At 28.9% G+C, this 23,433-nt stretch carries 24 protein-coding genes; 5 read left to right on the top strand and 19 right to left on the bottom strand.

Annotation, left to right across the window (positions count from 1 at the left end; translation table 11 throughout):
• Window positions 1-838 precede the first annotated feature (838 nt).
• The 5 genes from FAY47_RS16745 to FAY47_RS16725 all read right to left on the bottom strand — a co-directional run bounded on the left by FAY47_RS16745 (window position 839) and on the right by FAY47_RS16725 (window position 4,940).
• Complete coding sequence (locus FAY47_RS16745; protein WP_143318081.1) at window positions 839-1,495, bottom strand: DUF6483 family protein; 657 nt, start codon at window positions 1,493-1,495, stop codon at window positions 839-841.
• A gap of 509 nt (window positions 1,496-2,004) precedes the next feature.
• Entirely contained in the window at window positions 2,005-2,817 is an 813-nt protein-coding gene (locus tag FAY47_RS16740) for a nitroreductase family protein (RefSeq protein ID WP_143318080.1), read from the bottom strand.
• An 18-nt stretch (window positions 2,818-2,835) separates the two neighbouring features.
• A complete protein-coding gene (locus tag FAY47_RS16735) occupies window positions 2,836-3,432 on the bottom strand; it encodes a TetR family transcriptional regulator (RefSeq protein ID WP_143318079.1) in 597 nt (198 codons plus the stop codon).
• A gap of 183 nt (window positions 3,433-3,615) precedes the next feature.
• Window positions 3,616-4,083 carry a chemotaxis protein CheX gene (locus FAY47_RS16730; protein ID WP_143318078.1) on the bottom strand — a complete coding sequence of 156 codons (468 nt, stop codon included), beginning with the start codon at window positions 4,081-4,083 and terminating at the stop codon, window positions 3,616-3,618.
• Window positions 4,065-4,940 carry a response regulator gene (locus FAY47_RS16725; RefSeq protein WP_143318077.1) on the bottom strand — a complete coding sequence of 292 codons (876 nt, stop codon included), beginning with the start codon at window positions 4,938-4,940 and terminating at the stop codon, window positions 4,065-4,067. Before FAY47_RS16725 ends, FAY47_RS16730 begins: the two co-directional genes overlap by 19 nt.
• Before the next feature lie 484 nt (window positions 4,941-5,424).
• Here FAY47_RS16725 and FAY47_RS16720 point away from each other — a divergent pair, with 484 nt between their 5' ends.
• Genes FAY47_RS16720 through FAY47_RS16700 form a run of 5 tightly spaced genes read left to right on the top strand, consistent with a single transcriptional unit; the run spans window position 5,425 to window position 9,918 of the window.
• Entirely contained in the window at window positions 5,425-6,570 is a 1,146-nt protein-coding gene (locus FAY47_RS16720; RefSeq protein ID WP_143318076.1) for an ABC transporter substrate-binding protein, read from the top strand.
• A gap of 23 nt (window positions 6,571-6,593) precedes the next feature.
• Window positions 6,594-7,469: a branched-chain amino acid ABC transporter permease gene (locus FAY47_RS16715; protein WP_143318075.1), complete on the top strand. Its 876-nt coding sequence runs from the start codon at window positions 6,594-6,596 to the stop codon at window positions 7,467-7,469.
• Between the two features lie 8 nt (window positions 7,470-7,477).
• On the top strand, window positions 7,478-8,452 hold the full coding sequence (locus FAY47_RS16710) for a branched-chain amino acid ABC transporter permease (protein WP_143318074.1): 975 nt from the start codon (window positions 7,478-7,480) through the stop codon (window positions 8,450-8,452).
• Window positions 8,453-9,211, top strand: coding sequence for an ABC transporter ATP-binding protein (locus tag FAY47_RS16705; protein WP_143318073.1), 759 nt, complete (start codon window positions 8,453-8,455; stop codon window positions 9,209-9,211).
• Between the two features lie 2 nt (window positions 9,212-9,213).
• Entirely contained in the window at window positions 9,214-9,918 is a 705-nt protein-coding gene (locus FAY47_RS16700; protein ID WP_143318072.1) for an ABC transporter ATP-binding protein, read from the top strand.
• Window positions 9,919-10,040: 122 nt separating this feature from the next.
• On the opposite strand, the gene FAY47_RS16695 is transcribed toward FAY47_RS16700, so the two are convergent.
• From FAY47_RS16695 to FAY47_RS16630, 14 genes are all read right to left on the bottom strand, one after another.
• Entirely contained in the window at window positions 10,041-10,223 is a 183-nt protein-coding gene (locus FAY47_RS16695; RefSeq protein ID WP_143318071.1) for a (2Fe-2S)-binding protein, read from the bottom strand.
• 188 nt (window positions 10,224-10,411) lie between these two features.
• On the bottom strand, window positions 10,412-10,954 hold the full coding sequence (locus FAY47_RS16690) for a glutathione peroxidase (protein ID WP_143318070.1): 543 nt from the start codon (window positions 10,952-10,954) through the stop codon (window positions 10,412-10,414).
• A gap of 14 nt (window positions 10,955-10,968) precedes the next feature.
• Entirely contained in the window at window positions 10,969-11,280 is a 312-nt protein-coding gene (gene trxA / locus FAY47_RS16685) for a thioredoxin (RefSeq protein ID WP_143318069.1), read from the bottom strand.
• A complete protein-coding gene (locus tag FAY47_RS16680; RefSeq protein WP_143318068.1) occupies window positions 11,268-12,164 on the bottom strand; it encodes an NAD(P)/FAD-dependent oxidoreductase in 897 nt (298 codons plus the stop codon). Before FAY47_RS16680 ends, trxA begins: the two co-directional genes overlap by 13 nt.
• A 26-nt stretch (window positions 12,165-12,190) precedes the next feature.
• Window positions 12,191-12,670 carry a glutathione peroxidase gene (locus tag FAY47_RS16675; RefSeq protein WP_143318067.1) on the bottom strand — a complete coding sequence of 160 codons (480 nt, stop codon included), beginning with the start codon at window positions 12,668-12,670 and terminating at the stop codon, window positions 12,191-12,193.
• Between the two features lie 365 nt (window positions 12,671-13,035).
• Complete coding sequence (locus tag FAY47_RS16670) at window positions 13,036-14,112, bottom strand: CatB-related O-acetyltransferase (RefSeq protein ID WP_243129651.1); 1,077 nt, start codon at window positions 14,110-14,112, stop codon at window positions 13,036-13,038.
• 138 nt (window positions 14,113-14,250) lie between these two features.
• Window positions 14,251-15,582, bottom strand: coding sequence for an FAD-dependent oxidoreductase (locus tag FAY47_RS16665; RefSeq protein WP_143318066.1), 1,332 nt, complete (start codon window positions 15,580-15,582; stop codon window positions 14,251-14,253).
• 116 nt (window positions 15,583-15,698) lie between these two features.
• On the bottom strand, window positions 15,699-16,964 hold the full coding sequence (locus FAY47_RS16660) for an FtsX-like permease family protein (RefSeq protein ID WP_143318065.1): 1,266 nt from the start codon (window positions 16,962-16,964) through the stop codon (window positions 15,699-15,701).
• 11 nt (window positions 16,965-16,975) lie between these two features.
• Window positions 16,976-18,172, bottom strand: coding sequence for an ABC transporter ATP-binding protein (locus FAY47_RS16655; protein WP_243129650.1), 1,197 nt, complete (start codon window positions 18,170-18,172; stop codon window positions 16,976-16,978).
• Between the two features lie 258 nt (window positions 18,173-18,430).
• The gene (locus FAY47_RS16650; RefSeq protein ID WP_143318064.1) at window positions 18,431-19,963 is read right to left on the bottom strand and encodes a S8 family serine peptidase; all 1,533 of its coding nucleotides are present in this window, start codon (window positions 19,961-19,963) and stop codon (window positions 18,431-18,433) included.
• Window positions 19,964-19,992: 29 nt separating this feature from the next.
• Window positions 19,993-20,271, bottom strand: coding sequence for a peptide maturation system acyl carrier-related protein (locus FAY47_RS16645; protein ID WP_185966878.1), 279 nt, complete (start codon window positions 20,269-20,271; stop codon window positions 19,993-19,995).
• A gap of 10 nt (window positions 20,272-20,281) precedes the next feature.
• On the bottom strand, window positions 20,282-21,400 hold the full coding sequence (locus tag FAY47_RS16640; protein WP_143318062.1) for a TIGR04066 family peptide maturation system protein: 1,119 nt from the start codon (window positions 21,398-21,400) through the stop codon (window positions 20,282-20,284).
• Window positions 21,401-21,418: 18 nt separating this feature from the next.
• Window positions 21,419-22,885, bottom strand: a complete 1,467-nt coding sequence (ccpM, locus tag FAY47_RS16635) for a Cys-rich peptide radical SAM maturase CcpM (protein WP_143318061.1) — start codon at window positions 22,883-22,885, stop codon at window positions 21,419-21,421.
• An 81-nt stretch (window positions 22,886-22,966) separates the two neighbouring features.
• Window positions 22,967-23,155, bottom strand: a complete 189-nt coding sequence (locus FAY47_RS16630; RefSeq protein WP_185966877.1) for a CLI_3235 family bacteriocin precursor — start codon at window positions 23,153-23,155, stop codon at window positions 22,967-22,969.
• Window positions 23,156-23,433 lie beyond the last annotated feature (278 nt).

The following is a 23,433-nucleotide window of genomic DNA, read 5'->3' as shown; positions in this document are numbered from 1 at the left end:
TGCGTTTTAATATGTGGACATGCTTACAATTATACACAATATTTTCCTAATAATCAATTACCTTTAAAAAATAAATATATATGGAACAAACTAAGACTAGAACAGGAATAAGTTAAAGGAAAATATCAAAAAAGTATCAACAGTATCTTTAATAACTTTAAGTCCTTACACATGTTAGAACTGTACAATCTCTTCAACAAGCGCGTCTATATATGAACAGTTTGAGCAAGTAGTACTATAGCACGGAAAAATACACTTACGTAGTGTCTATTTAAATATAAGAGAAGAAGCAAGTAAAGATTCCGCTTCAATAGGTGAATTAAAAGATGGAATGTGGATAACTATATAAATAGTGAAGATAAGTCTAGTACCATATATGCTATCCATCAGAATCATATTTTCCAAATCATATATAGGTGATGTATAAGCAGAATGGTAGTTCATTATATTATGAAAATAATATGTAATTATTAAAATTGTGAAATAGTCTGTATGAATTTCAAATTAATTTAAAATAATGAATATTTTATAGATAAAATGTTAGAAGTATTGGGCAAACATGATATAGAGGCTTTTGATAAATCAAATTATTTATTCAATAGAGATGAAATTTATGTTTAATTTTTTAACAAGCTTATTTGTCTATTTTCCTACTATAGCAGATATGTGGAGACTAAAAATACAATTAAATAGTAGCTGCCAAATTGATATGCCCCCTTTATATTAGACAGTTAAAACAATAAAACTGTTGCTATGAAGGGAACAACTCAAAAAGTTTCCTCTTTTTTATTATCCTTAACAAAGGGTAAACTTTATTTTCTATTTTGAAATTCTTCTTTTATTCTGTCATAGATTTTAAATTTTCTAGCCCATCCATAACTTCATCTAAAGGTAAATTTCCTTCTTCTAACACATGTTCATCCATCTTCTTCAATCTATTATAGAATTCTATTCCTCTAGAAATAACGTTCTTATCTTTATCACTATCTTTTATCATATGAAACAAAACATCTTCTGCCTTATCTAGCTGATTACTAACTTCATAGAATCTAAATATTCTAGCATTATCCTCAACACTAAGTTCATATTGGGATAAATCTTCAACTATATTCATAATATCATCTAAATATTTCTTTTCTATATACTCTTCTTCTATATATGCACAGTAAAAACTCTCCAAAGATTTTTGATAATAATCTATCTTTCTACTATCATCACTTAAAGCATTATACAGATATCCTTGAAAATAAAGTAACTCTCCAAAAGCTATATATCTTTCTGAATTATACTGATTCTCTTTTCTCACTAGCTCAATAACATCAGAAAATGCTAGGGTATTAATTGTATCTACTTCTAATCCCACTAAAGCTTTCACTTCTTTATTTATCATCTTAAATGCTGTATCTGTTTCCCCATTTAATATACTTTTGTCAACCTCTTCTTTTATGTTTTTAAGGGTTGTTTCAATTTCTTTCATATAATCATTTTTTAACATACATACACCTCTATCTAAGCATTTCCTCGGAAATAAATATTTTTACTTATATTATACAAATATTAAAAGCTAAGTTAAATAACTTAGCTTTTAATATTTTTCACAAACCAAAATTCCCACTTAAATTCCATAGTTGTTTCCCACGAAAACTTCAACAAATAATAATAAATCAACTTATTATTCCTCCTTAACTTTACCTCACTTTTTTTCTCAAATCAAGTATAATTATAGTTTCTATAAGGATTTATTGAAAAGTTCGCAAAAAACCTCTAATTCAATTCAAAATTTATCAGTGGTTATTTTATATTTTCACTATTCATTTCTAATACAATTCAACTTCTGCGGAAACAAAACTATTATTAATAAATATTTCTTTGTCGCTTTTTGTCTTTTAATTTTTTTTATATTTCGTCTGCTAACTATATTATTGAATTCTACTTCTTCGTATTTTCTTTCCTTATATAATCACTAATAGTATAACTTTTATATAAGTATTGTTTTATGCTTTTTTACTTCCACAATATATTCGCATCTTTCCTAGGTACTGTCCTTTGATATGTTACATTTGGGTATCCTATAACCATACAAGTTACTATTTCTTCCTTTAACTCTAGTAAATCTGCAATCTTTTTACTGTTTTTTGCAGCCATTGCAAAAAATCCACTAAAGAATGTTCCAAGGCCTTGTGCATCAGTCATAAGCTCCATATTGGATGATGCAAGAGATGCATTAACTGTTGATCCAGTAACTATTATTATTGCCGGAGCATTAAAGAATAGTTTATCTCCTTTAATTGGATCTTCCTTATATTCCTTATACATCACTTGCCAAAGTTCTGCATATCTTTTAAATTTCATAGTTTCCGGTGTTAAATTATCCAGCATATGGGTTCCTAGTTCATTAAGGCTTTCAAAAGCCAATTCTTTTAATTCATTTAATTTCTCTTTTACAACTATATAAGAAACATCTTGAGCATTTGTTCCTGTTTGCGTGAATCTTCCTGCTTCAATTATCTTAGAAATCTTTTCATCTTCCACATCTTTATTTTTAAACTGTCTTACAGTTCTTCTGAATTTTATAAAGTTTAGCAGTCTTTCTGCATCTATATCAAATTCTTCTCGATTATATTCCTTTACCTCTTCCATATTATATTCGTCTGTTGATACCGCACCTTTTGGACATATAGCTATGCAGTGCCCACATTTAAAGCAAGCTTCGTTTTTAATATTGGCCTTACCATCAATTATTTCAATATCTCTAGGAAAACAATCCTTAACACAAAGTCCACATCCAATACATTTTTCATTATTAACATTCATCATATTTAACACTCTCCCTAATTACTTACAATCGTACTTATCATTAATTATTAAATCACTTACTAAATTGTCAATTGCCTTGTCTCTTTGATCTTTATTGTAAAAATTAAATCCAATTTCTTTCTCTATGCTCTCTGCTTTTAGAAAAATATAATTCAAATAGCTTGCCATCAAATAATTTTTTACTGAACGTTTATAGGTATCTTCTTCATAAAGTTCCTTAAGACAATTTTGATATAACTCTTCATTACTTAATAAGTGGGATTCTCCTTCATTATTTTCAAGGTTATCTAATATTGCAATTTTGGCCACTTCTGAATTTTTCGCAATAAAATCCATACATTCTTTTAATATTAAAACCAACCTTTCATGAGCAGGAAGATTTTCTTTTGCTTTCATTTTCTCTGCTAATAATTTTCTTGCACAACTCATAACTTTCTTTACAGCTACTCGAATTAAATTATCCTTGCTTTGGAAATGATAATTTACCATTCCATTGCCAACCTCAGCCTTTTTAGTTATATCTGCTACAGTAATCTCACTTGGTTTTTTTCCTTCACAGATCATTTTAATAGTTACATCGACTAGCCTTTGCTTTGCTGCATCTTTTTCTCCCATCTATTTCATCTCCTTTCCCAAACAGAATGCTATACTGTATACCATACAGTATAGCATATTATTTCTTTTATTCAACCTCCTAAATATTAAAATTATTTTCCTTATAAAAAAGGAGTTGAAATCATTTTTGATTTCGACTCCTTTTTGTAATTTATTTTTAACCCTATCAGAAAGGCTCTTTGTTTAAATTTTACCGCTTTCAATTGAAATATTTACATCAATAACCACATCATCCACACCCATTTTAACACATATAACCTTATCGCATGTAGCATTGGCTGTAAATTCTCCTTGAATAAGTGTTGGTGTAGATATGTCAATAATTATATTATATTGAGAGAAATTTGTTGTAGCATTAGCTGTCAACATATTTATAAGTTCTGAAATAGCACTTTGAGCCAACTCATCAAAATTCTCTACTGGCATCCCCATCATCATTGTTGATGCAATCTTTTTTGCATCCTCTACGCTCATTCCATAAATTATGTTACCTTTAACATCTCCAATAAGCCCAATAATAATAACTACCCCTGGACTTTCTATATATTTTTCTCTTAAAGAAACTCCTTTTTTTTCAACACTTTTAAAACCAAGTTGAGGCATTACATTATTAAATGCATCTAAAATGGAATTTAAATGATTGACATCCATTCTCCCTCACCTCTTTTAAATCCTATATTTATTGATAAATCTCCAAATTGAGATTTAATATGCGCTGAATAAGTATTTTCTAAATCAGCCTTTGAAATATTTATTGATTCTCCATGAAATGTAGTTGGTGGTGCAACTCTTAGTCCAAATAATTTATTCTTTTTATTTATCATTGAACATGCATTACCTGCAAACATATTAGCTATTTCTGACATGACATTAAGCAATTCTTCATTATTTTTAGGTTCTCTTTTTAATAATACAGTTGCCAACTTCCCTGCTGTTTCAAATGACATATCGAAAATTAGTCTCCCTGCATATTTTCCTATAATTCCCATTACTATTGATATACCTTCACTATGTATACCCAAATCAACGTTGCTCTCATCTGTAAATTCTGGAACTGTCTTAGTAAGTTTATTAAATAAATCTAATATAGCCTCCTTAAACACAGATGAATAAATTCCTTCTAGTTCCAAGTATAATTCTTCATTAGCCATAATTCTATTAATTAATAAGGCTAACTCTTCAGAATCAAAAGGTTTTTGAATATATCCAGATACAGATGTTCTTTTAGCTTTTTTAATTAACTCCTCATCCATCATTGAACTAACAATTATAACTTTAATATTGCTATCAATTTTATGAATTTCTCTTGTGCATTCAAATCCATCAGTTCCTGGAATAGTCATATCCATAGTTACTAAATCAGGTTTTACTTTATTAACTTGTTCAATAACTTCTTCTAAAGATTGCGCCTCTCCAACAACATTAAATCCACTTTCAGTAAGAGACTCTCTTAATAACGCTAATTGAAACGGTGAATCATCGACAATTAAAACTTTTACATTTTCCATAACTTCCTCTACCCCTTTTTAATGTTATACCAAATATTTTAGCCACTTAATGTTATTCATGCAATAAGGCATTTTAACTTTTTATAAATAACCTAATTATTAAGTATTCTTATACTAATTATATTTAACTTTTCGATTTTTTTCAACATTTTAAGACTGGTACTTAAAGATAGTTAACGTTTAATTTTTTGTCTTTGCTTTAAACGTAATAAAAAATTACCTTTATTGTTTAAACTCTCATATGATCTTTCGTCATTATATAAAACTTCCCCATGTCCAGATTTATTTTTTAATGTTGGTATTGTTTTCATGATTTTTTTATTATTTTTTCATCAAAATATTAAATATCTTTATTGTAGTTCTTTATCCATTATGGTATTATATCAATAATATAAATATAATTTTCATGATAATTTATTAAATCTTATTCATTTTATTTGTTATTTTATCATTTATATATTGCGATAAAGGGGAGGAAATATTTATGAAAAAAACTTTACTTTCAGGAGTTTTAGCTTCTGTTATAACAATGACGGCTCTTGTTAGCTGCGGAAATAATACTGGTACTAATGGAGATGTAATTAAAATCGGTGCTATTGGACCATTATCTGGTTCAGCTTCAACATATGGTGTATCAGTACAAGAGGGAGCTCAACTATTAGAGAAAGAAGTTAATGATGCCGGGGGGATTAATGGCAAAAAAATTAAATTTATATTTGAAGATGACCAAGCAGACCCTAATTCAGCGATGCAAGCCTTCAATAAGTTAGTTGATGATGAAAAAGTTTCTGCAATCTTAGGACCTGTAACTTCTGGTGCAACTCTTGCAGTAGCTCCAAATGCAACTTCAAGACAAATTCCAATGATTACCCCAACAGGTACTGAACCAACAATAACAAAAGTTGGTGGTGAATATATGTTTAGAGGATGTTTCATAGATTCATTCCAAGGAGAAGTGTTAGCAAAATACTCAACGGAAAAATTAAAATTCAAAACTGCTGCTGTGCTATATAATGCTGGTTCAGATTATTCCAAAGGGATAGCTGATACATTTAAAGATAAGTTTGAAGGAGCTGGCGGAACAGTTGGAGAATTTCTCACTTACAACGATAAAGACACTGATTTCAAAGCTCAATTAACAAAAATTAAAAATTTAAATCCTGACATAATAGTATTACCTGATTACTACAACGTTGTTGGTCTTATAGCTAAACAAGCTAGAGGTATGGGAATACAATCTCAATTCCTTGGTGGTGATGGTTGGGAATCAGAAGAATTAACTAAAATTGGACAAGATGCGGTAAATGGTGCTTTATATATTAATCACTATTATTCTAATGATGAATCTTCTGAAGTAAAATCCTTTGTTGATTCTTACAAAAAAGAATATAATAAAGAACCTGATTCTTTCGCAGCTCTTAGTTATGATACTTCAAAACTTTTAGTTAAGGCTATTGAGAAAGCTGGTAAAACAGATGGTGCTGCTATTAGAGATGCTTTAGCTAGCATGGAATTAGATAGTGTTACAGGTAACATTAAATTTAATAGTGAAAGAAATGCTGTTAAAAGTGCCACTGTCATTAAAGTTGATGGAGGTAAAAAGGTATTAGCTGATAAAGTTAATTCTTAATATTTAATAAGGAGAAATATACTATGGAATTTTTACAACAACTCATTAATGGTTTAGCTTTAGGTAGTGTATATGCCTTATTAGCATTGGGTTATACAATGGTATATGGTATCATACAACTTATAAACTTTGCTCATGGCGAAATATATATGATAGGAGCCTTCGCGGGCTTCTATTCTGCCTCAACTTTAGGATTACCATTAATCCCAACATTACTTATAGCGATGATTGCTTCTGGACTAGCAGGCATTATAATAGAAAAAATTGCATATAAGCCGTTAAGAAATTCTCCAAGAATAACTTTGCTTATTACTGCAATTGGAGTATCTTTATTTCTACAAAATGCTATGAGAATTCTGGTCGGTTCTAATCCTAAACCATTTCCAGACTTAATTAATGCAGGAACATTAAATATAGGTCCTATTCAAATTGAGTGGAAAACAATCTTGATGTTTGTAGTTTCTGCAGCTCTTGTTATTCTACTTCAATTTATTGTTTATAAGACTAAGATTGGAAAAGCTATGAGAGCATCTTCTCAAGACATGGAAGCTGCCTCTCTTATGGGTATAAATGTTAACAATACTATTTCACTGACCTTTGCTATAGGTTCAGCCCTAGCTGGTATAGCTGGAGTTCTAGTTGCAATATCTTACCCAAGTATTACTCCTTATATGGGAGTTATGCCCGGGCTCAAATCATTTGTTGCAGCAGTGCTTGGGGGCATTGGAAGTATTCCTGGAGCTCTTGTTGGTGGAATTGCTATTGGAGCACTTGAAACTTTTTCAAAAGCTTATATATCTACTAACTTTTCAGATGCAATAGTATTTGGAATTTTAATTATAATACTTTTAATTAAGCCTTCTGGTCTATTAGGCAAAAAGACCAATGAGAAAGTGTAGGTGCTAATATGAAAAATTTTATTAATAAAAAAGCAGCTATCATTATAGTAGGCACACTGATTACATATGGAATTTTATTAGGATTAATAAGTGCAGGTGTCATAAATTCTTACTACACAGGTATTATTACCCTATCTTTAATAAACATCGTCTTAGCTGTTTCTCTAAATCTAATAGTTGGATTTACAGGGCAATTAAGTTTAGGTCATGCTGGATTCATGTCAATTGGGGCATATGTATCAGCAATAATAACACAAAAAGCAGGTATTCCATTTATTCTTTCAATAATTATTGGTGCAATAATTGCCTGTATATTTGCAGCATTAATAGGATATCCTACCCTAAGGCTTACAGGAGATTATTTCGCAATAACAACTTTAGCTTTTGGTGAAATTATTAGAATAATTATTATGAATATTGACGCAATCGGAGGTGCCCGTGGTCTTACTGGCATTCCAAAGAAAACAACTTTTACTTTGGCATTCTTGTTCATGGTAATAGCGATCATAGTTATATATAATATAATTCATTCATCGCAAGGTAGAGCAATGTTATCTGTTCGTGAAAATGAAATTGCTGCTGAATCAATGGGAATAAATGCATTTAAATATAAAATTATTGCATTTATAGTAGGAGCTTTTTTTGCTGGTATGGCTGGTGGACTCTATTCACATTACATGGGATATATCCAACCAGTATCGTTTGACTTTAATCAATCAATAAATTATTTAACTTTTGTTGTTTTTGGTGGTATGGGTTCCCTATCTGGTTCTGTTATTGCTACTGTTATGCTAACTTTCTTGCCAGAGCTTTTGAGAAGTCTTGGAGACTTCAGGATGTTAATATATCCTTTAGCTCTTATTATTCTTATGATATTTAGACCTCAAGGATTATTAGGTAATAAGGAACTTTCACTTAAAATATTCAAGAGAGCTTTTCCTATGAATAATTCAAAGTCAAAAAATGAAAGGGGGATTAAGTAAATGCTAAATGTTGAACATTTATCTATTGAATTTGGTGGATTAAAAGCAGTATCTGACTTCAACCTAAATATAAAAGCTAAAGAAATTGTTGGACTTATTGGTCCTAATGGAGCTGGAAAAACCACAGTCTTTAACATGCTAACTGGAGTTTACACTCCTACCGAAGGTACTATAGCTTATTTGGGAGAAAAAATACAAGGTCTTAAACCTTATAACATTACAAAAAAGAAAATAGCTAGAACCTTTCAAAATATACGTTTATTTTCTAATCTTACTGTTCTTGATAATGTAAAAGTTAGTTTTAATTATAGAGTTAATTATTCTCTTTTTGATTCTATTTTTAGAACACCAAAGTTCAGAAAAGAAGAAGCTGAAATTACTAACAAAAGCATTGAATTATTAAAAGTCTTTTCTCTTCATTCAAAAATGAATGATTTAGCTAGTAATCTTCCTTATGGAGAACAAAGAAAACTTGAAATAGTAAGAGCTTTAGCAGCAAAACCTTCATTATTATTATTAGATGAGCCTGCTGCTGGCATGAATCCACAAGAAACTATGGAACTTATGAACCTTATCAATTGGATTAAGGACGAATTTCATATATCAGTTCTCTTAATTGAGCATGATATGAAACTCGTTATGGGAATTTGCGATAAGATAGCAGTTCTTGACTATGGAAAAAAGATTGCAGAAGGTACTCCTAATGAAATTAAAAACAATCCAAAGGTAATTGAAGCTTACCTTGGAGAGGGGGTATAAAAGTGCTAAAGATAGATAACATTAATCTATATTATGGCGTAATACACGCATTAAAAGATATTTCTCTTGAGGTAAGACAAGGAGAAATAGTGACATTAATAGGAGCTAATGGAGCCGGAAAAACTTCTACCCTTAGAGCTATCTCTGGTTTAGAACCTATAAAATCAGGTACTGTTACATTTAAAGGATCCCACTTAAATAAGATACCTGCTAATAAAATAGTGTCTTTAGGACTATCTCATGTTCCTGAAGGAAGGAGAGTATTTCCAACCCTAACTGTTATGGAAAACTTAGAATTAGGTGCTTATCTAAGAAAAGATAAAACTGAAATAAAAAAAGATATGGAAATGGTTTTTGCTAAATTTCCAAGATTAAAAGAAAGAGAAAAGCAACACGCTGGTACATTGTCTGGTGGCGAACAACAGATGCTGGCTATAGGTAGGGCTTTAATGAATAGACCAGAAATGCTTATACTTGATGAACCATCGATGGGCCTTGCACCACTTGTTGTTAAAGATATATTTGATACCATCGTTGAAATCAATAAATCTGGTACAACTATTCTCTTAGTTGAACAAAATGCTAATATGGCTCTTGCTATCGCTGACAGAGCTTATGTTCTTGAAACAGGGAAGATAGTTCAATCTGGGGATGCTAAGATACTTCTAAATGATGATAGTATAAAGAATGCCTATTTAGGTGAATAATAAAAAAATCTGTGATACAAATAGTATTACAGATTTTTTTATTTATATGTGAAATCTTTTCTATTCTTTAATAATAATTTCTTTTAAAATAGCAGTATAAAAAAATAAATATTTTTATCCTTCTATTTCTCTGCTAATAACTCATCTACTAATTCTCTAACACTCTCTTCGCAAGCTCCACATCCAGTAGCAACCTGTGTAGCTTCTTGTACATCATCAAAAGATTTAGCCCCATTATCAATAGCATCTTTTATATCTCGTACAGTAAGCCCCATACAATTGCATATCATATCATTATCTTCCATCTTGTTCACTCCTTTATTTAAGTATTTTCGAACTATTATATGCATTTTGAAGTTGAAATATTTTCATTTTCTATATACATAATAAAATTCCATTATCAATGTTATAGTATCACCATGAAATCTAATATTATACCATTTCTCCATGCAAAAAGCAGAACCAGTACTAGAATATCAATGGTTATTCCTATTTATAATTGCTTATTAAGCAGCTCTTTAATTTGTTCTTCAATCTTTTCAGGTTCATATGTTGGTGCAAACCTAGCAACAACACTTCCTTCTTTGTCTACAAGGAATTTTGTGAAATTCCATTTAATATCTTCCCCTGTTGTGCTAAAACCCATTTCCGATAACTTGCTATATAATCCTTCTGATGCTGCATCTTCAACAGCCTTAGGAGCTTCCTTCTTTAAAAACTTGTATAATTCATCTGCATTCTCCCCATTCACATCTATTTTGGAGAATGTTTCAAAAGTTGTTCCATAATTTAATTGACAAAAATTTACAATCTCTGAATCACTTCCCGGTGCTTGCTCAAAGAATTGATTACATGGAAAATCTAATATCTCAAAGCCATCATTCTTATATTGGTCATAAAGTTTTTGAAGTCCTTCATACTGTGGTGTAAAGCCACATCCTGTAGCTGTATTAACTATTAACAATACCTTTCCTTTATATTGCTCCATTGAAATTTTTTTACCTTCTACATTTTTAACTTTAAAATCATATATCATAATAATCTCTCCTTTTATATATATTGTTCTACTTTTTCCTTAATTATTTCCTTTGGCGAAAAACCAACCATTGAATCTACTTTTTCTCCATCTTTAAAAATTAGCATCGCTGGTATATTGGTTATACTATACTTACTTGCAATATCAGGGCTTTGATCTACATCAACCTTTATAAAGTTAGCTTTTTCTTCTAACTCCGCTCCTAATTCCTGAAAAATTGGAGCTAACATCTTACACGGTGCACACCACTGTGCAAAAAAATCCACTACCACAACTCCATCTTTTACTTCATTTTCAAAATCTACTGAACCTATTACCTTTGCCATTTATTCTTCCTCCTAATTTTTTTCCTTCTTAATTCATCTATATATGCAACGGCTGACAATGCAGCTATATTTCCTTCTCCTGCAGCCTTAATATATTGATATGGTGTCCCTACTATATCTCCTGCTGCAAAACACCCTTTCAGATTAGTTTTCATTAATCTATCAACTTCTACATGTCTATCTTCAATTCTTAGTCCTGGGACTAATTGTTCTGGTGAAATGCTCTCTCTTAATATAAAAATTCCATCAGTTATTATTTCTCTATTTTTAAGAATTAATTTTTCAACTACTTTATCTCCTAAAATTTCTATAGGAAGATCATTTACAATCTCTATTGAAGAATCTACCTCTACTTCTTCCTTATACATAGGAATATAATATACTTTTGAAGCTATAGTTGATATAAAGTTAGCTTCATCTTCTTCATGCTTATTATATGCAATTATTGTAACAACTTTATTCTTATATAATGGAGCATCACAAGTAGCACAATATCCTACACCTTTTCCCAATAGTTCATCTTCACCTTTGAATGGCTTTCCAAAGTTAACTCCTGTAGCTAATATTATTGAAGTTGCTTCATACATCTTATCATTTGCCATTAATGCATAATAATCTCCCATTGGATATACATTATTTATCTTTTCCTTAGTAATTTGTATATCCATAGATTGTAAATGACTCATAAATTCATTTTTAAGTTCTGTTCCGCTTTTTCCGTATAATCCTAAGTAATTATTAATCTTATGAGCTTTCACTAATTTGTTACTAACCTCTTCTCCTCCAAAAATGATAAACTTTTTATTTCTTATCTTTGCATTTAGTGCTGCAGATAATCCTGCCACTCCAGTACCTATTATTGCAATATCATATCTTTCATTCATATTATTTTCTCCTTAACCTATTAAATTTATTTCTTCAATAGATTTTCTATATCACTTTTAATCTTTAATGGTTTTACTGTTGGGGCATACCTTTTAACAACATTTCCATCTTGATCTATTAAAAACTTAGTGAAATTCCATTTAATTTCCTTACTTAAAAAACCTTTTTCTTGTTCTTTTAAATATTTATATAAAGGATGTGCATCTTCCCCATTAACTTTTATTTTTTCAAACATTGTAAAAGTTACTCCATAATTTAATTTACAAAATTGATTTATCTCATCATTGCTTCCTGAATCTTGTTTAGCAAACTGATTACATGGAAATCCTAATATTTCAAGACCTTGCTCTCTATAATCCTTATATAACATCTCCAATTCTTCAAATTGAGGTGTCAATCCGCACTTACTTGCTGTATTAACAACAAGAACAACTTTGTTTTTGTATTCCTCCATCTTCACCTCTTGTCCATTCATCTTTTTAGCTGAAAAATCATAAAAATTCATAATTAATTATCTCCTTTCTTTTACTAAAGATTGCTTACATTCTATTTTTATAAATTTAATTTTATTCAATTCATATGACTAAAAAAAATTACTTATCCTAGCATAACTTTTTCAACAGTATCTTTAAAGACTTCTCTTGACGCTACATATAATGGAAAACATAATTTATTATCTATATTTTATATATTTATAATTATCCATGCTTTCCACTTCATTAATATTTCACAAAATTAAATTGCATCAAATATATTCATTGACTTAATTATATATTCTAAAATCCTAATTGTCAATGTACTTTTTCCAAAAAAAATGTTATCTCATTTTTAACTTAGATAACATTTATAATTATATTCTTTTATTTAAAATTAAAATATTATTTCATCCACACCTGACAATATTTCTACATTGTTTTCATCTGCATAACATGAATGAAGTATAGTATCTTTGCTTCTAGTTGTAATAAAGTAATCTGTGCTTTTAAATATTGCTCTTTCATTTTCTTTTGTATCTATACATATAGTAATGCTACACTTAGCACAATTATTCAATAACACTTTATCAATATATAAATTAAATGTATTGACAAGTTCACTATTGGTGTTTGCAAATTCTTCTTCTATATATAATATCAATAAACAATCATCATTTTCTTTAAAGGTATCTGCAAATTGTTGTATTACTCTTTCCCAAACATAAAATTTTTCTATAAAGTCAGGGAAAAATAAATATGTATATTTCAATTTATCAATATTCAATTCCTTTACTTTTTTCTTTTCTTCTAATGCTTCATCATAAAATCTATCACAAAACTTATTTATATCTTCATTATAAAAATATTCACTATTCTTTTGTATCTTTTCACTATTCCAATTCCACCATTGAATAGTAAGAAGTTTATCTATTATGTCCTTACTAAATCTATACTTTATTATTTTAGCAGGATTTCCACCTACTATAGCATAAGGCGGAACATCTTTAACAACATGTGAATTGGCAGCGACTACCGCACCATTATGTATTGTCACTCCATGCATTACACTCACACTCTGCCCTATCCAAACATCATTTTGTATTAATATTTGACCTTTCATCTTAAATTCTGATTTAATTTCATCATCTTTTTCAAATAAATTTGACACTCCCATAGCTAAATTTAAATAATTATGATTCATTGCAATATTATACTCTCCATAAGGAGCTATTGAAACAAAATTCCCTATTTGTAAATTATGAATTGCATAACCTTTTGAAATAGTAAACTCTATTCCAGTATGGAGCTTTGCACCCCAAACATAACTATCTCTACCTATACATGCTATTGGAAAATTAATATCCCGTAAACCTTTGTATATTGCTGGAAAACTATTATTTTCACAAATATTCTGAAACAATGTAGTTGGTTCCTTTATCACTCTATCTGGCACCGTAAAATCAATTACCATCCATATCCCCCCTAAATTATATAATTATACCACCATTCTAAATCTTAGGACAAATTAATTTCTCAAGATACTCCATACATATTAATAAAACCTCCCTAAAAGGAAGGCTTTTTATTAATGTTTTTATATATGAACAAACTAAATTGCTTTTAAAGCTACTGTATTTAATATATTCCATGGCTTATTAAACTGTGGTTGGAAAAAGAAATCTGTCATTGCCAATTCCTCTAAAGTCATTTCATTTTGGATAACTACCGATATAGTATTCATACTTTGAGTTAAATCTACTTTTGAAATTATTTGTCCTCCAATTATCCTTTTAGTATCTTTATCAAAAACAAGTTTTATTGTCGCTGATTCATGGGTAGGCATAAACTCTGGTCTATAATTTTCTGTGACAATTACACTTCCTACACTTATAGATGTTGTACTCTTTGCAACTTCTTCAGTCATTCCTGTAGATGCAATACACTGATCGTATATTTTAATACCTGATGTCCCTTGAGTCCCCATATATCTAATTGTTGGTTTACTAATATTCATAGCAACCAAAGTTCCCATTCTAACTGCATTTGTGGCTAATGGAATATACCTTGTATCTTTTGCTGGATTAAACTTAACAACACAACAATCTCCAGCGGCATATACATCTTCCCTACTTGTCCTCATATATTCATCTATTATTATAGCTCCATTAGGTAATGTTTCTAACTTATCTTTTACAAGTTTAGTATTTGGAGCAAACCCAATACATAGAACTACTAAATCACCTTTATAAGAACCTTTTTCAGTTACAACTTCTGTTACCTTACCATCTTCACCTTTAAATTTTTGAACTTTCTCTCCTAAAACTAGGTTCACTCCCCTACCTCTAAATTCATTTTCTGCTACATCTGTAAATTCCTTATCTAAATATTTAGCCATTATCCTATTTTCTGCATCAATTAAAGTTACTTTTTTACCTTGAGATTCAAATGCTTCTACTAGTTCAACGCCAATATATCCAGCGCCTATCACCACTACATTTTTAGCATTATCAGACTTCTCTATTATATTTATAGCATGATCATGATTTTTACATAATACTATGTTTTCTAAATCCCCACCTTCAAATTTAGGCACTATTGGCCAAGATCCTAAAGTAAGAACAAGTTTATCATAGCTATCTTCAAAAACCTTATTTGTAACTAAATTTTTTACACTTATCTTCTTATCATCAAAATTAATATCTAGAACTTCATGTTTCATATTTGTAATAACACCTAATTTTGCAAGGCTTTCAGGTGAATTATAAAAAAGACTCTTAGTATCTTTAACTACCCTTCCTACATTTAATGCAATTCCACAGGATAAAAATGATATATTATCATTCTTTTCATATATGGTAATTTCACTCTCTGGATAAAGTTCTTTCAAGTTAACTACAGTTGCAGTTCCTGCATGTGTACATCCAACTATTATTATTTTCATACTAATACCTCCATACTGAGAAATACTTCCACTTCTCATTGTTTATCTTTTAACAATCTTTATAACTATATTATATTCCTTATCTCCAAAAAGTAAATACTAATTAATAATTATTTTTAATTAAGCAATGCAATTTTTTTATATTCACCAAGCGATACCATTGCAGTTGTCAAAAATATAATTATATATTCCATTACCACAACTATTGCCAATTTAATACTCATTAAACCTGCCATAGCACTGCCTAACGCTACTATTAAAATATATAAAAGCGCTAATAATATAATTATTGCATAATACACTACTACCTCTGTTTGTATTATTTTCTTTATCTCACGTTTTGTATATCCAAGTAATTTTAATTGCTCAAAATTTTCCTTCCTGGATTTTGCTTCAATTAGAAACTTATAAACTACTGTAATGCTCATAATACCAATTATCAGAATATAGCAAGCAAGTGACATAGTATTAACTACGGTGCCCATCCTATACTGTCCTGCTGTAGATATTGTTAAAACACTTGAAACCACCAAAAATAACGTTAAAACAATAGACTTTTGTATTGAGAAAAATAAATTGCTTGCTATTATTAGCTTGCACTTATCTGCTATCTTTTTACCATTCCTATAATTATTTATGACCCCTGGTATTACATATCTTATAATGCCCTGAATTCCAAAAATCCCAATAATAATAGCAAAACTTATATTTTTAATTCTTTCTTCTGGAGATGTAGGTATTACTGCTACTGCCAATGGTAATAAATAAATTATTATATATATAATAGGATTAATTTTTACCCTTCTATTGTCTGGAATATATGCTCTCTTTTTTCTATTTACTAATTCATTTATACTCTTTTTATATATTGATCCAGTGTTGATAAGAAACACTGATTCCAGTTCTGTAAATATGATTACGGTTGTTAATATTAACGCTTCCACTGAAATATAGTTACCATTAATATTTACCCCTACTAGTTTAGAAATTCCATTTAAAACAAAAACGCTAGTTATTGCTCCTAACAAGCACCCTATAACTATAGAAATAGCAGTAACTATAAAGTTTCTAATAACTACAATAATACAAATTTCCCCAACTGACCTCCCTGAAAGAGTAATAACAGCATATTCTTTAAACTTATCTTCTAAGTAATATGAGTTAGCAAATGCAATAAACATAATAGATACTGCTAAAATAATAAACACTAACTTAGACATGTCCATGTATTCCTTACTTCTATATGCAACTATTTGTTCATTAAAAATTATATTGAATGTATTAAAAATTATAATTATCGAGAACACCATTACTGCAATATATAGTACGCTTTTTTTTATATCATCTATAAATGTCATCTTTATATATCTTAAAACTCCCATATCTACTCCTCCTATAAAATATCAATTAAGTTTTGCGATTCTTTAGAAGTAATATCAATTATTTTATGAAAGTATTCTTTTTGTGATAAATCTTCTCTCTTGAGTATCTTATCCACTCTACCATCTCTAATAAATAATAGTTTTTGTGAATAACTTGCTATCATATTATCATGAGTTACCATCAATATTGTTGTACCTTCTCTATTAAGTCTTTGCAGCATAGTTAAAAGTTCATGAGAATTCTTAGTATCTAAATTCCCAGTAGGCTCATCTGCTACGATTATCTTGGGACTAGTAACCAAGGCTCTAGCACATGCTACCCTCTGATTTTCCCCACCAGAACACTCATAAGGATATTTATTTAGCAAATCCCTAATGTCTAATTTCTCAACTATCCTATTTACTTTATACTCTATTTCTTCCATGGAGTTAGAAGCCAAAAGCATTGGAATCGAAATATTTTCTTTTATAGTAAGGTTGTCTATAAGGTTAAAATTTTGAAATATAAACCCTAAGTTCTCGTATCTAAACTTTGCTATTTCACGTTCACCCATAGATAATATATTCTTTCCATTAAACTTTATAGTGCCTCTTGTGGGCTCATCTATTGTAGATAAAAGATTTATAAGAGTCGATTTACCTGATCCTGAAGGTCCCATAATACATATAAAATCTCCTTCATGAACCCTTAGGGTTACCCCCTTTAACGCTGCTGATTCTTCTTTATTATTTCCATATAACTTATATAGATTATTTCCTACTAATAAATCTGTTTCTTTTTTACTATCTTCTTCAACCTCATCTTCTCCCTTAAATAGTAAAACTTTAAGTCCAGAATTAAGTTTCTCAAATTCCTCTAAATCCATTTTAATATTTATATTTACCTTAGCATAAGGAACAAAAAACATTTTCTTCTTAGGTATAAATCTTTGATTTTTTATATCAATAAAAACATTATCTCCAATAACCTTATACTTAAATCTTTTCACTACCTTACCTTGCTTAAAAAAATAACTAGAATCTGACCCTTCAACATAGATATATATATTGGCTAAATCACTTATATATATGTCTACATCCTTAATTTCATTTATTTCACTACTATTAATATTTTTACCATAATCAATAGATATATTTTGTATTTTATGAAAGATTACATTTTCATCCTCTTCTAACATTTCTTTTATTTGAATTAATATCTCACCCATTCCAATCACTCCCCATATTATTTATACTTATAATTATTAATTCGTTATTTCTTTAATCATATGTCACTTTTTCTAATCTTCTTAATTTAATTTCATTAAATACTCTAAAACCATTCCCATTTGATTCTTATTAACTTAATAAAAATGACTAACAAAAAGAGAACCTATCTTATACAGACTAAGTTCTCCTATACTCTCCTAATATATACTATAAAATTGTAATTAGTGAAAAACCTCATCAATTGATTTTTAACTTCATTATTCTTCGAATAAATTAAATATATCATTATATAACTTATTTAAATCTACATTTTCATTAACAAAAATTATGTTTTCATTTAATGTAATAGAAACATCAAGTTCAATAATGCTTTTTTCACTTTCTATAATTACTGTTACATCTGGCTGCAAATCAACTTCGCATCTTAAATTATTAACACAATATATGTATATATCTTCATTGTAAATATTATTTGTGATCATACCTAATCTATCGACCGGTACATATTCCAGTCCATATATAATACCTTTTACTTCATTTGTACCAGCAACGCAGTAATACCCATTTGCCTGAAATAATTTTTTCAATCCAATGGCTACAATGCTTGATAAATTTCCTGCAAAATCATATATAACTATCAAAGGACTATTTTTATTGTTACTAATTTTACGCTTAATGTTTTTATATAAAGATTGATGCCAAATTTTTGTTCCTATTGTATTTTTAAGTTTACTTAACTCTAACTCATTTTCCCCATTATCAATGATAATTAGGTTTTTTCCATAACAATTAAGATAAGCTATTAATTTAAATATATCTTCTTGGAATTTTGTTATACTGTAATGCTCCATTAATATTATTATTGTATCAATCACTTTCATCATAGTAATGTTATATTTTATATATCTTATTAAGTTCCTTAGCTTATCTTTTATATCAATTCCTTTTAGGTTCACTTTTTCGACAATATTGCAATAACTAGATATAATATTTTCATCTTCTTTATTGGCAGAAAACAGTATAGCCTTATCAATCCAATCTATATTTTTAGAAAAAAAATAATTATCTCTTCCTAAAGCGAAATTTACAGCTCTCTTCATTAATTCTCTTTTAACATTAACTATATTATTGTTTATTTGCCTGCACATAATATTATAAACACTTGCTGTTATAAAAGGAGTAGCAAAACTATTGCACTTTAATATTTTTTTTACCTCCCCCTTATAATTAGTAATTTCATCTATAGAGTGAGCATTTATCTCTATACCATCAGGAGAATATAAATCATAAGCATATTCACATTCATCAAGTGAAATTTTACTATTTATATCACATTTTACTCCAATAACATTAGATAAAGATGCTGGACATGTATAACCAACATTATTATTACCTGCAGCAACTATAATTAATCCATTTTTAGTTGCATAATTAACCACTTCCCTTATAGGTTCAAAATCCCTATAATCTATAGTACCTAAGCTTAGATTAACAATATCTATTTTTTTATCAACACACCATTCTATTGACTTAACAAGTTGAGCTGCTGTTGATTTATAAGTTTCATTATTTATAATCTTTACACTACTCAAATTTGCATTGGGCGCTATTTTTTTTATTATGGCAGCACATGTTGTTCCATGAGATGAATCAAATGAATCAATGGAGTTAACTTTCCTTATCTTGAGGTTGTATGTAACTTCAACATCATATTCAAGTTCTCCTATACTATATCTATTAATATTTATTCCATCATCAATTATAGCTAATTTTAACTTTTTGCTAATCATTAATAAATCTCTTTCACAAAATCTAATTTTTAATTTTCTTCAGTATTTAACTGCTCTAAAATTATATTTTTTATATTATTAAAACTACAAAATTCCCCACTAACAATATATTTATCCTCAATTTTTATATCAAATTCTTTTTCCACATCAAATAATAAATATATTAAATCTCTCGGAGCAAGTCCAATTGTGCTTGATAATAGATGTGCCTTAGCATTATCTTCATTCCAAAACTTTGATTCAATCTTGAATCTATCACAAAAAATTTTTTTAAGCTTCTCATCTTTTAGTGTTAAATCTGTTATCATATTATCTCTCCTATACATACTGAACATCTTCACTTGCAGAAAGCATATTAATAAAATATTCTGTGAGCTCTTTTGCATCTTTTAAGTTTAATATATTATAAATAGTATTGTATCTAGATTTTAATAATGTTTTCTTTTTATCAACGCTATTAGAATCAACTGTTATGAAATTTAATAACTTTGTTTCCTCTAACTTTGCCCAATCAATTGCATTATTTCCTATGTTTAAACAATCAATTTCAAATCCCAACTTATACTTAACGCTATTTTTTATAAACTCAATATCCTTATCAGAATAACTGTTATATATTAAGCTTAATATAGATACATCCGGAGTAACTGCCTGTGATACCTCATAAGCAAATATACCAAACTTATTTGTAACAAACTTATTAATTGGAGATATTCCTCCAGGAATTCCTATAACTATTACATCTGGATTTTCATTTATTTCAATTTGCTTTATATATTCGTTAAATAATTTTATCTTTTCAGACTCAGTAAACTTCTTTGAATACATAAAATTAGGGAATGAATGAAATCCAAACATTTCACAATAATTCTTAGATCCTACTTGACTGACTTTATATCCTTTTCTAATAAATTCTTCCCGAATTGATAATTGTATTTCAAATTTATTTGTTCTATCACATAATCCTAGAACAAATATAATAGGTGTACTTATTTCCTTTATTTCTTCTTTATAAATATATATATCCTTTACATTTTCATTGAGATTATTATAACTTTTAAAGTACACCTCCTCTTCTTCACATTTTTCTTCTATTTTATTAATAATATCATCTTCAATTTTTAATGTAGAAATAATATTCTTTCCTTTACTTATAGCTTCAACCATCTTAGGATATACAAAGCTATTAAAATCTAAGTTATTATAACTTTCTATAAACAATACAGTGTCACAAGATTGAAGCATATTGCTAAAATTACTTTCCACCATAATACCTATATTTTCTCCGCCACCTACACTTCCAGCATCTTTTCCAGTAAGCCCCCAACCTTTAGGGGACACTACACCAGCTATATCAAGTGATTTTAAACTATTTAAATGTCTTAAAACAGGATAAAAGTCGATATTATAAGGATATATTATTGTCCTTTCTTTCATAATTCACTGTCCACCTTTCTATATGCATTCATATACTGGAATCTCATTTCCAACATCATTCTGAGGATTGTAACCAAATTCCTTTAATGTGCAGTAATCTTTCATAAGACCTTCTATACCATTTCTTATGCTTTCACAACGTACAAGCTTCTTTTCTGGTGAAAGCTTTGTTAGAGAGTCTGCCGCCGCTGCACACAACTCACAATACCTAAATGCCCAACAATTTTTGCAGTTCTCTTGAGTTAGTTTACCTATATTAAGTAAGCTTCTTGCCTTTTCAATATTAAATCCTGTATCTACATGTCCTATTTTTGCTACTTCTGAAGCTTCGCTAACCTTTTCACATGGATATAGATTACCACTTACATCCATAAACAATCTAGTACCGCCTGGAATACATGGTCCGCCTGGATGTCCTGTATCCAAAAGTCCATCTTCTGGTTCTGAAAATCTTTTAAACATCATATCTTTCTGTTGTGAATATTTCATAAATATATTAGAAATGCTCTTATCATCAATTCTTTTTAATTTATTGAGATATATTTTGAAAGTCTCATATCCATACTTTGTTATAAAATCTTCATTTACTTCAACTTTACTTGTTCTATATGTGTCATTTATCAGGGCTGATAATGCAATCATCTCTTTAACTGTGTCACAATTCGTAAAAAACTTATTTACATCTTCAAAGTTGCACTGACTATCAATAACTGCACTTAAGAATACTTTTTCCTTAAAATAACTTGGATACTTTGTTCTTATCATTTCTAAAGTTTCTATTACTTTGTCAAAAGTACCACACTTGTTTCCGGCAAAAACTCTATTTTTATCATGAATATTTTTAGGTCCATCTAAACTTATTACTAACCCCATATTATTCTCTACTAAATATTCTATAACTGTATCATCAATTAGACTTCCATTAGTAGTCATATTAAATAATAGCTTTTTACCTTCAAACTGCTCCTTTGCATATTCTATACACTCTTTAATAAAATCAAATCTTAATAATGGTTCCCCACCATAAAAGGCGATATGTACTGATTCACTATTAGCTGAATGTTTAAGTAAAAAATCAATTCCTCTTTTTGCAGTTTCTATACTCATAACTTGATTTGTATATTTTCTATTTTCATATCCATCAGAATATACACAATATTTACATCTAAAATTACACTGTTGGGTAACTTGTAAAATGATCATGTTCAGTTTGCTATCTAGAATATATGGAAGCATTGGATCTAACGGATGAACAATTTCATCAAATCTTTTGCACGATAAATATCCTTGTTTTTTCATCTCATTAATTGATCCATATTTAGCTTTATATCTACTATCATTTAGATCTATGTTATTATTTAATATCTCTTCAAGAGATTTATATGTATTCTTATTAATTTTTAATATTAAATTTCTATTTACATCATACATATAATATTTATCTATCATATGAAAAAGATGAATAAATGGTTTGTCACTTATCATAATCTCCCCCTTAAATTACAAACCTTCTTAGTCTAATTCCTTACACTAAGAAGGTTTGTCCATGTTTTATTAAGATTAATCTTAATTTGCAGCTAAGCCTGAAGAAGTTTGAGCTGTTATTGATTGATTAACTGCTTCCATTGATGCTGTAATACCTGCACTTGCATCATAACCACCAGAACAACGACAACCTAATCTTTGACAAGAGCAAGAGCAGTAAGCTTCAACGCTTTGCATAGATTTGTTTAATCTTTTTACAAGTTTCTTCATAACATTACATCTCCTCTGTTCCATTTTATTTTGATCTTTCATAATCAATTTCATCATATATTCTTTTCTTTTATTTGTCAACAATCCCGTTTTTTTGATATTAATACAATCTAATCAACTTATGTATTATAGTTGAATTTCATGTGTTTTGTATTACTTCAAAATATTGCAAAAATAAATTTGTAACTATAAAAAAAGGAGCTGTCTCCAAATGATTTAAAATCATTTGTCGGAGACGGCTCCCTTTTTTGAATTTGAAGAAATTATTCAACTTATTT

The organism is Clostridium sp. HBUAS56017 (assembly GCF_007115085.1).
In the GTDB taxonomy this organism is placed as follows: domain Bacteria; phylum Bacillota; class Clostridia; order Clostridiales; family Clostridiaceae; genus Clostridium; species Clostridium cibarium.
This window is presented reverse-complemented; position numbering and strand designations above follow the sequence as displayed.

What these genes read in the sequence shown, in the direction of transcription:
- FAY47_RS16660 (WP_143318065.1), bottom strand. Translation starts at nt 16,964, where the DNA reads ATGGGAGTTTTAAGATATATAAAGATGACATTTATAGATGATATAAAA.
- FAY47_RS16630 (WP_185966877.1), bottom strand. Translation starts at nt 23,155, where the DNA reads ATGAAGAAACTTGTAAAAAGATTAAACAAATCTATGCAAAGCGTTGAA.
- FAY47_RS16640 (WP_143318062.1), bottom strand. Translation starts at nt 21,400, where the DNA reads ATGAAAGAAAGGACAATAATATATCCTTATAATATCGACTTTTATCCT.
- FAY47_RS16740 (WP_143318080.1), bottom strand. Translation starts at nt 2,817, where the DNA reads ATGATGAATGTTAATAATGAAAAATGTATTGGATGTGGACTTTGTGTT.
- ccpM (WP_143318061.1), bottom strand. Translation starts at nt 22,885, where the DNA reads ATGATAAGTGACAAACCATTTATTCATCTTTTTCATATGATAGATAAA.
- FAY47_RS16675 (WP_143318067.1), bottom strand. Translation starts at nt 12,670, where the DNA reads ATGAATTTTTATGATTTTTCAGCTAAAAAGATGAATGGACAAGAGGTG.
- FAY47_RS16655 (WP_243129650.1), bottom strand. Translation starts at nt 18,172, where the DNA reads ATGGGTGAGATATTAATTCAAATAAAAGAAATGTTAGAAGAGGATGAA.
- FAY47_RS16720 (WP_143318076.1), top strand. Translation starts at nt 5,425, where the DNA reads ATGAAAAAAACTTTACTTTCAGGAGTTTTAGCTTCTGTTATAACAATG.
- trxA (WP_143318069.1), bottom strand. Translation starts at nt 11,280, where the DNA reads ATGGCAAAGGTAATAGGTTCAGTAGATTTTGAAAATGAAGTAAAAGAT.
- FAY47_RS16705 (WP_143318073.1), top strand. Translation starts at nt 8,453, where the DNA reads ATGCTAAATGTTGAACATTTATCTATTGAATTTGGTGGATTAAAAGCA.
- FAY47_RS16715 (WP_143318075.1), top strand. Translation starts at nt 6,594, where the DNA reads ATGGAATTTTTACAACAACTCATTAATGGTTTAGCTTTAGGTAGTGTA.
- FAY47_RS16735 (WP_143318079.1), bottom strand. Translation starts at nt 3,432, where the DNA reads ATGGGAGAAAAAGATGCAGCAAAGCAAAGGCTAGTCGATGTAACTATT.
- FAY47_RS16690 (WP_143318070.1), bottom strand. Translation starts at nt 10,954, where the DNA reads ATGATATATGATTTTAAAGTTAAAAATGTAGAAGGTAAAAAAATTTCA.
- FAY47_RS16725 (WP_143318077.1), bottom strand. Translation starts at nt 4,940, where the DNA reads ATGGAAAATGTAAAAGTTTTAATTGTCGATGATTCACCGTTTCAATTA.
- FAY47_RS16710 (WP_143318074.1), top strand. Translation starts at nt 7,478, where the DNA reads ATGAAAAATTTTATTAATAAAAAAGCAGCTATCATTATAGTAGGCACA.
- FAY47_RS16650 (WP_143318064.1), bottom strand. Translation starts at nt 19,963, where the DNA reads ATGATTAGCAAAAAGTTAAAATTAGCTATAATTGATGATGGAATAAAT.
- FAY47_RS16695 (WP_143318071.1), bottom strand. Translation starts at nt 10,223, where the DNA reads ATGGAAGATAATGATATGATATGCAATTGTATGGGGCTTACTGTACGA.
- FAY47_RS16665 (WP_143318066.1), bottom strand. Translation starts at nt 15,582, where the DNA reads ATGAAAATAATAATAGTTGGATGTACACATGCAGGAACTGCAACTGTA.
- FAY47_RS16745 (WP_143318081.1), bottom strand. Translation starts at nt 1,495, where the DNA reads ATGTTAAAAAATGATTATATGAAAGAAATTGAAACAACCCTTAAAAAC.
- FAY47_RS16645 (WP_185966878.1), bottom strand. Translation starts at nt 20,271, where the DNA reads ATGATAACAGATTTAACACTAAAAGATGAGAAGCTTAAAAAAATTTTT.
- FAY47_RS16670 (WP_243129651.1), bottom strand. Translation starts at nt 14,112, where the DNA reads ATGGTAATTGATTTTACGGTGCCAGATAGAGTGATAAAGGAACCAACT.
- FAY47_RS16730 (WP_143318078.1), bottom strand. Translation starts at nt 4,083, where the DNA reads ATGGATGTCAATCATTTAAATTCCATTTTAGATGCATTTAATAATGTA.
- FAY47_RS16680 (WP_143318068.1), bottom strand. Translation starts at nt 12,164, where the DNA reads ATGAATGAAAGATATGATATTGCAATAATAGGTACTGGAGTGGCAGGA.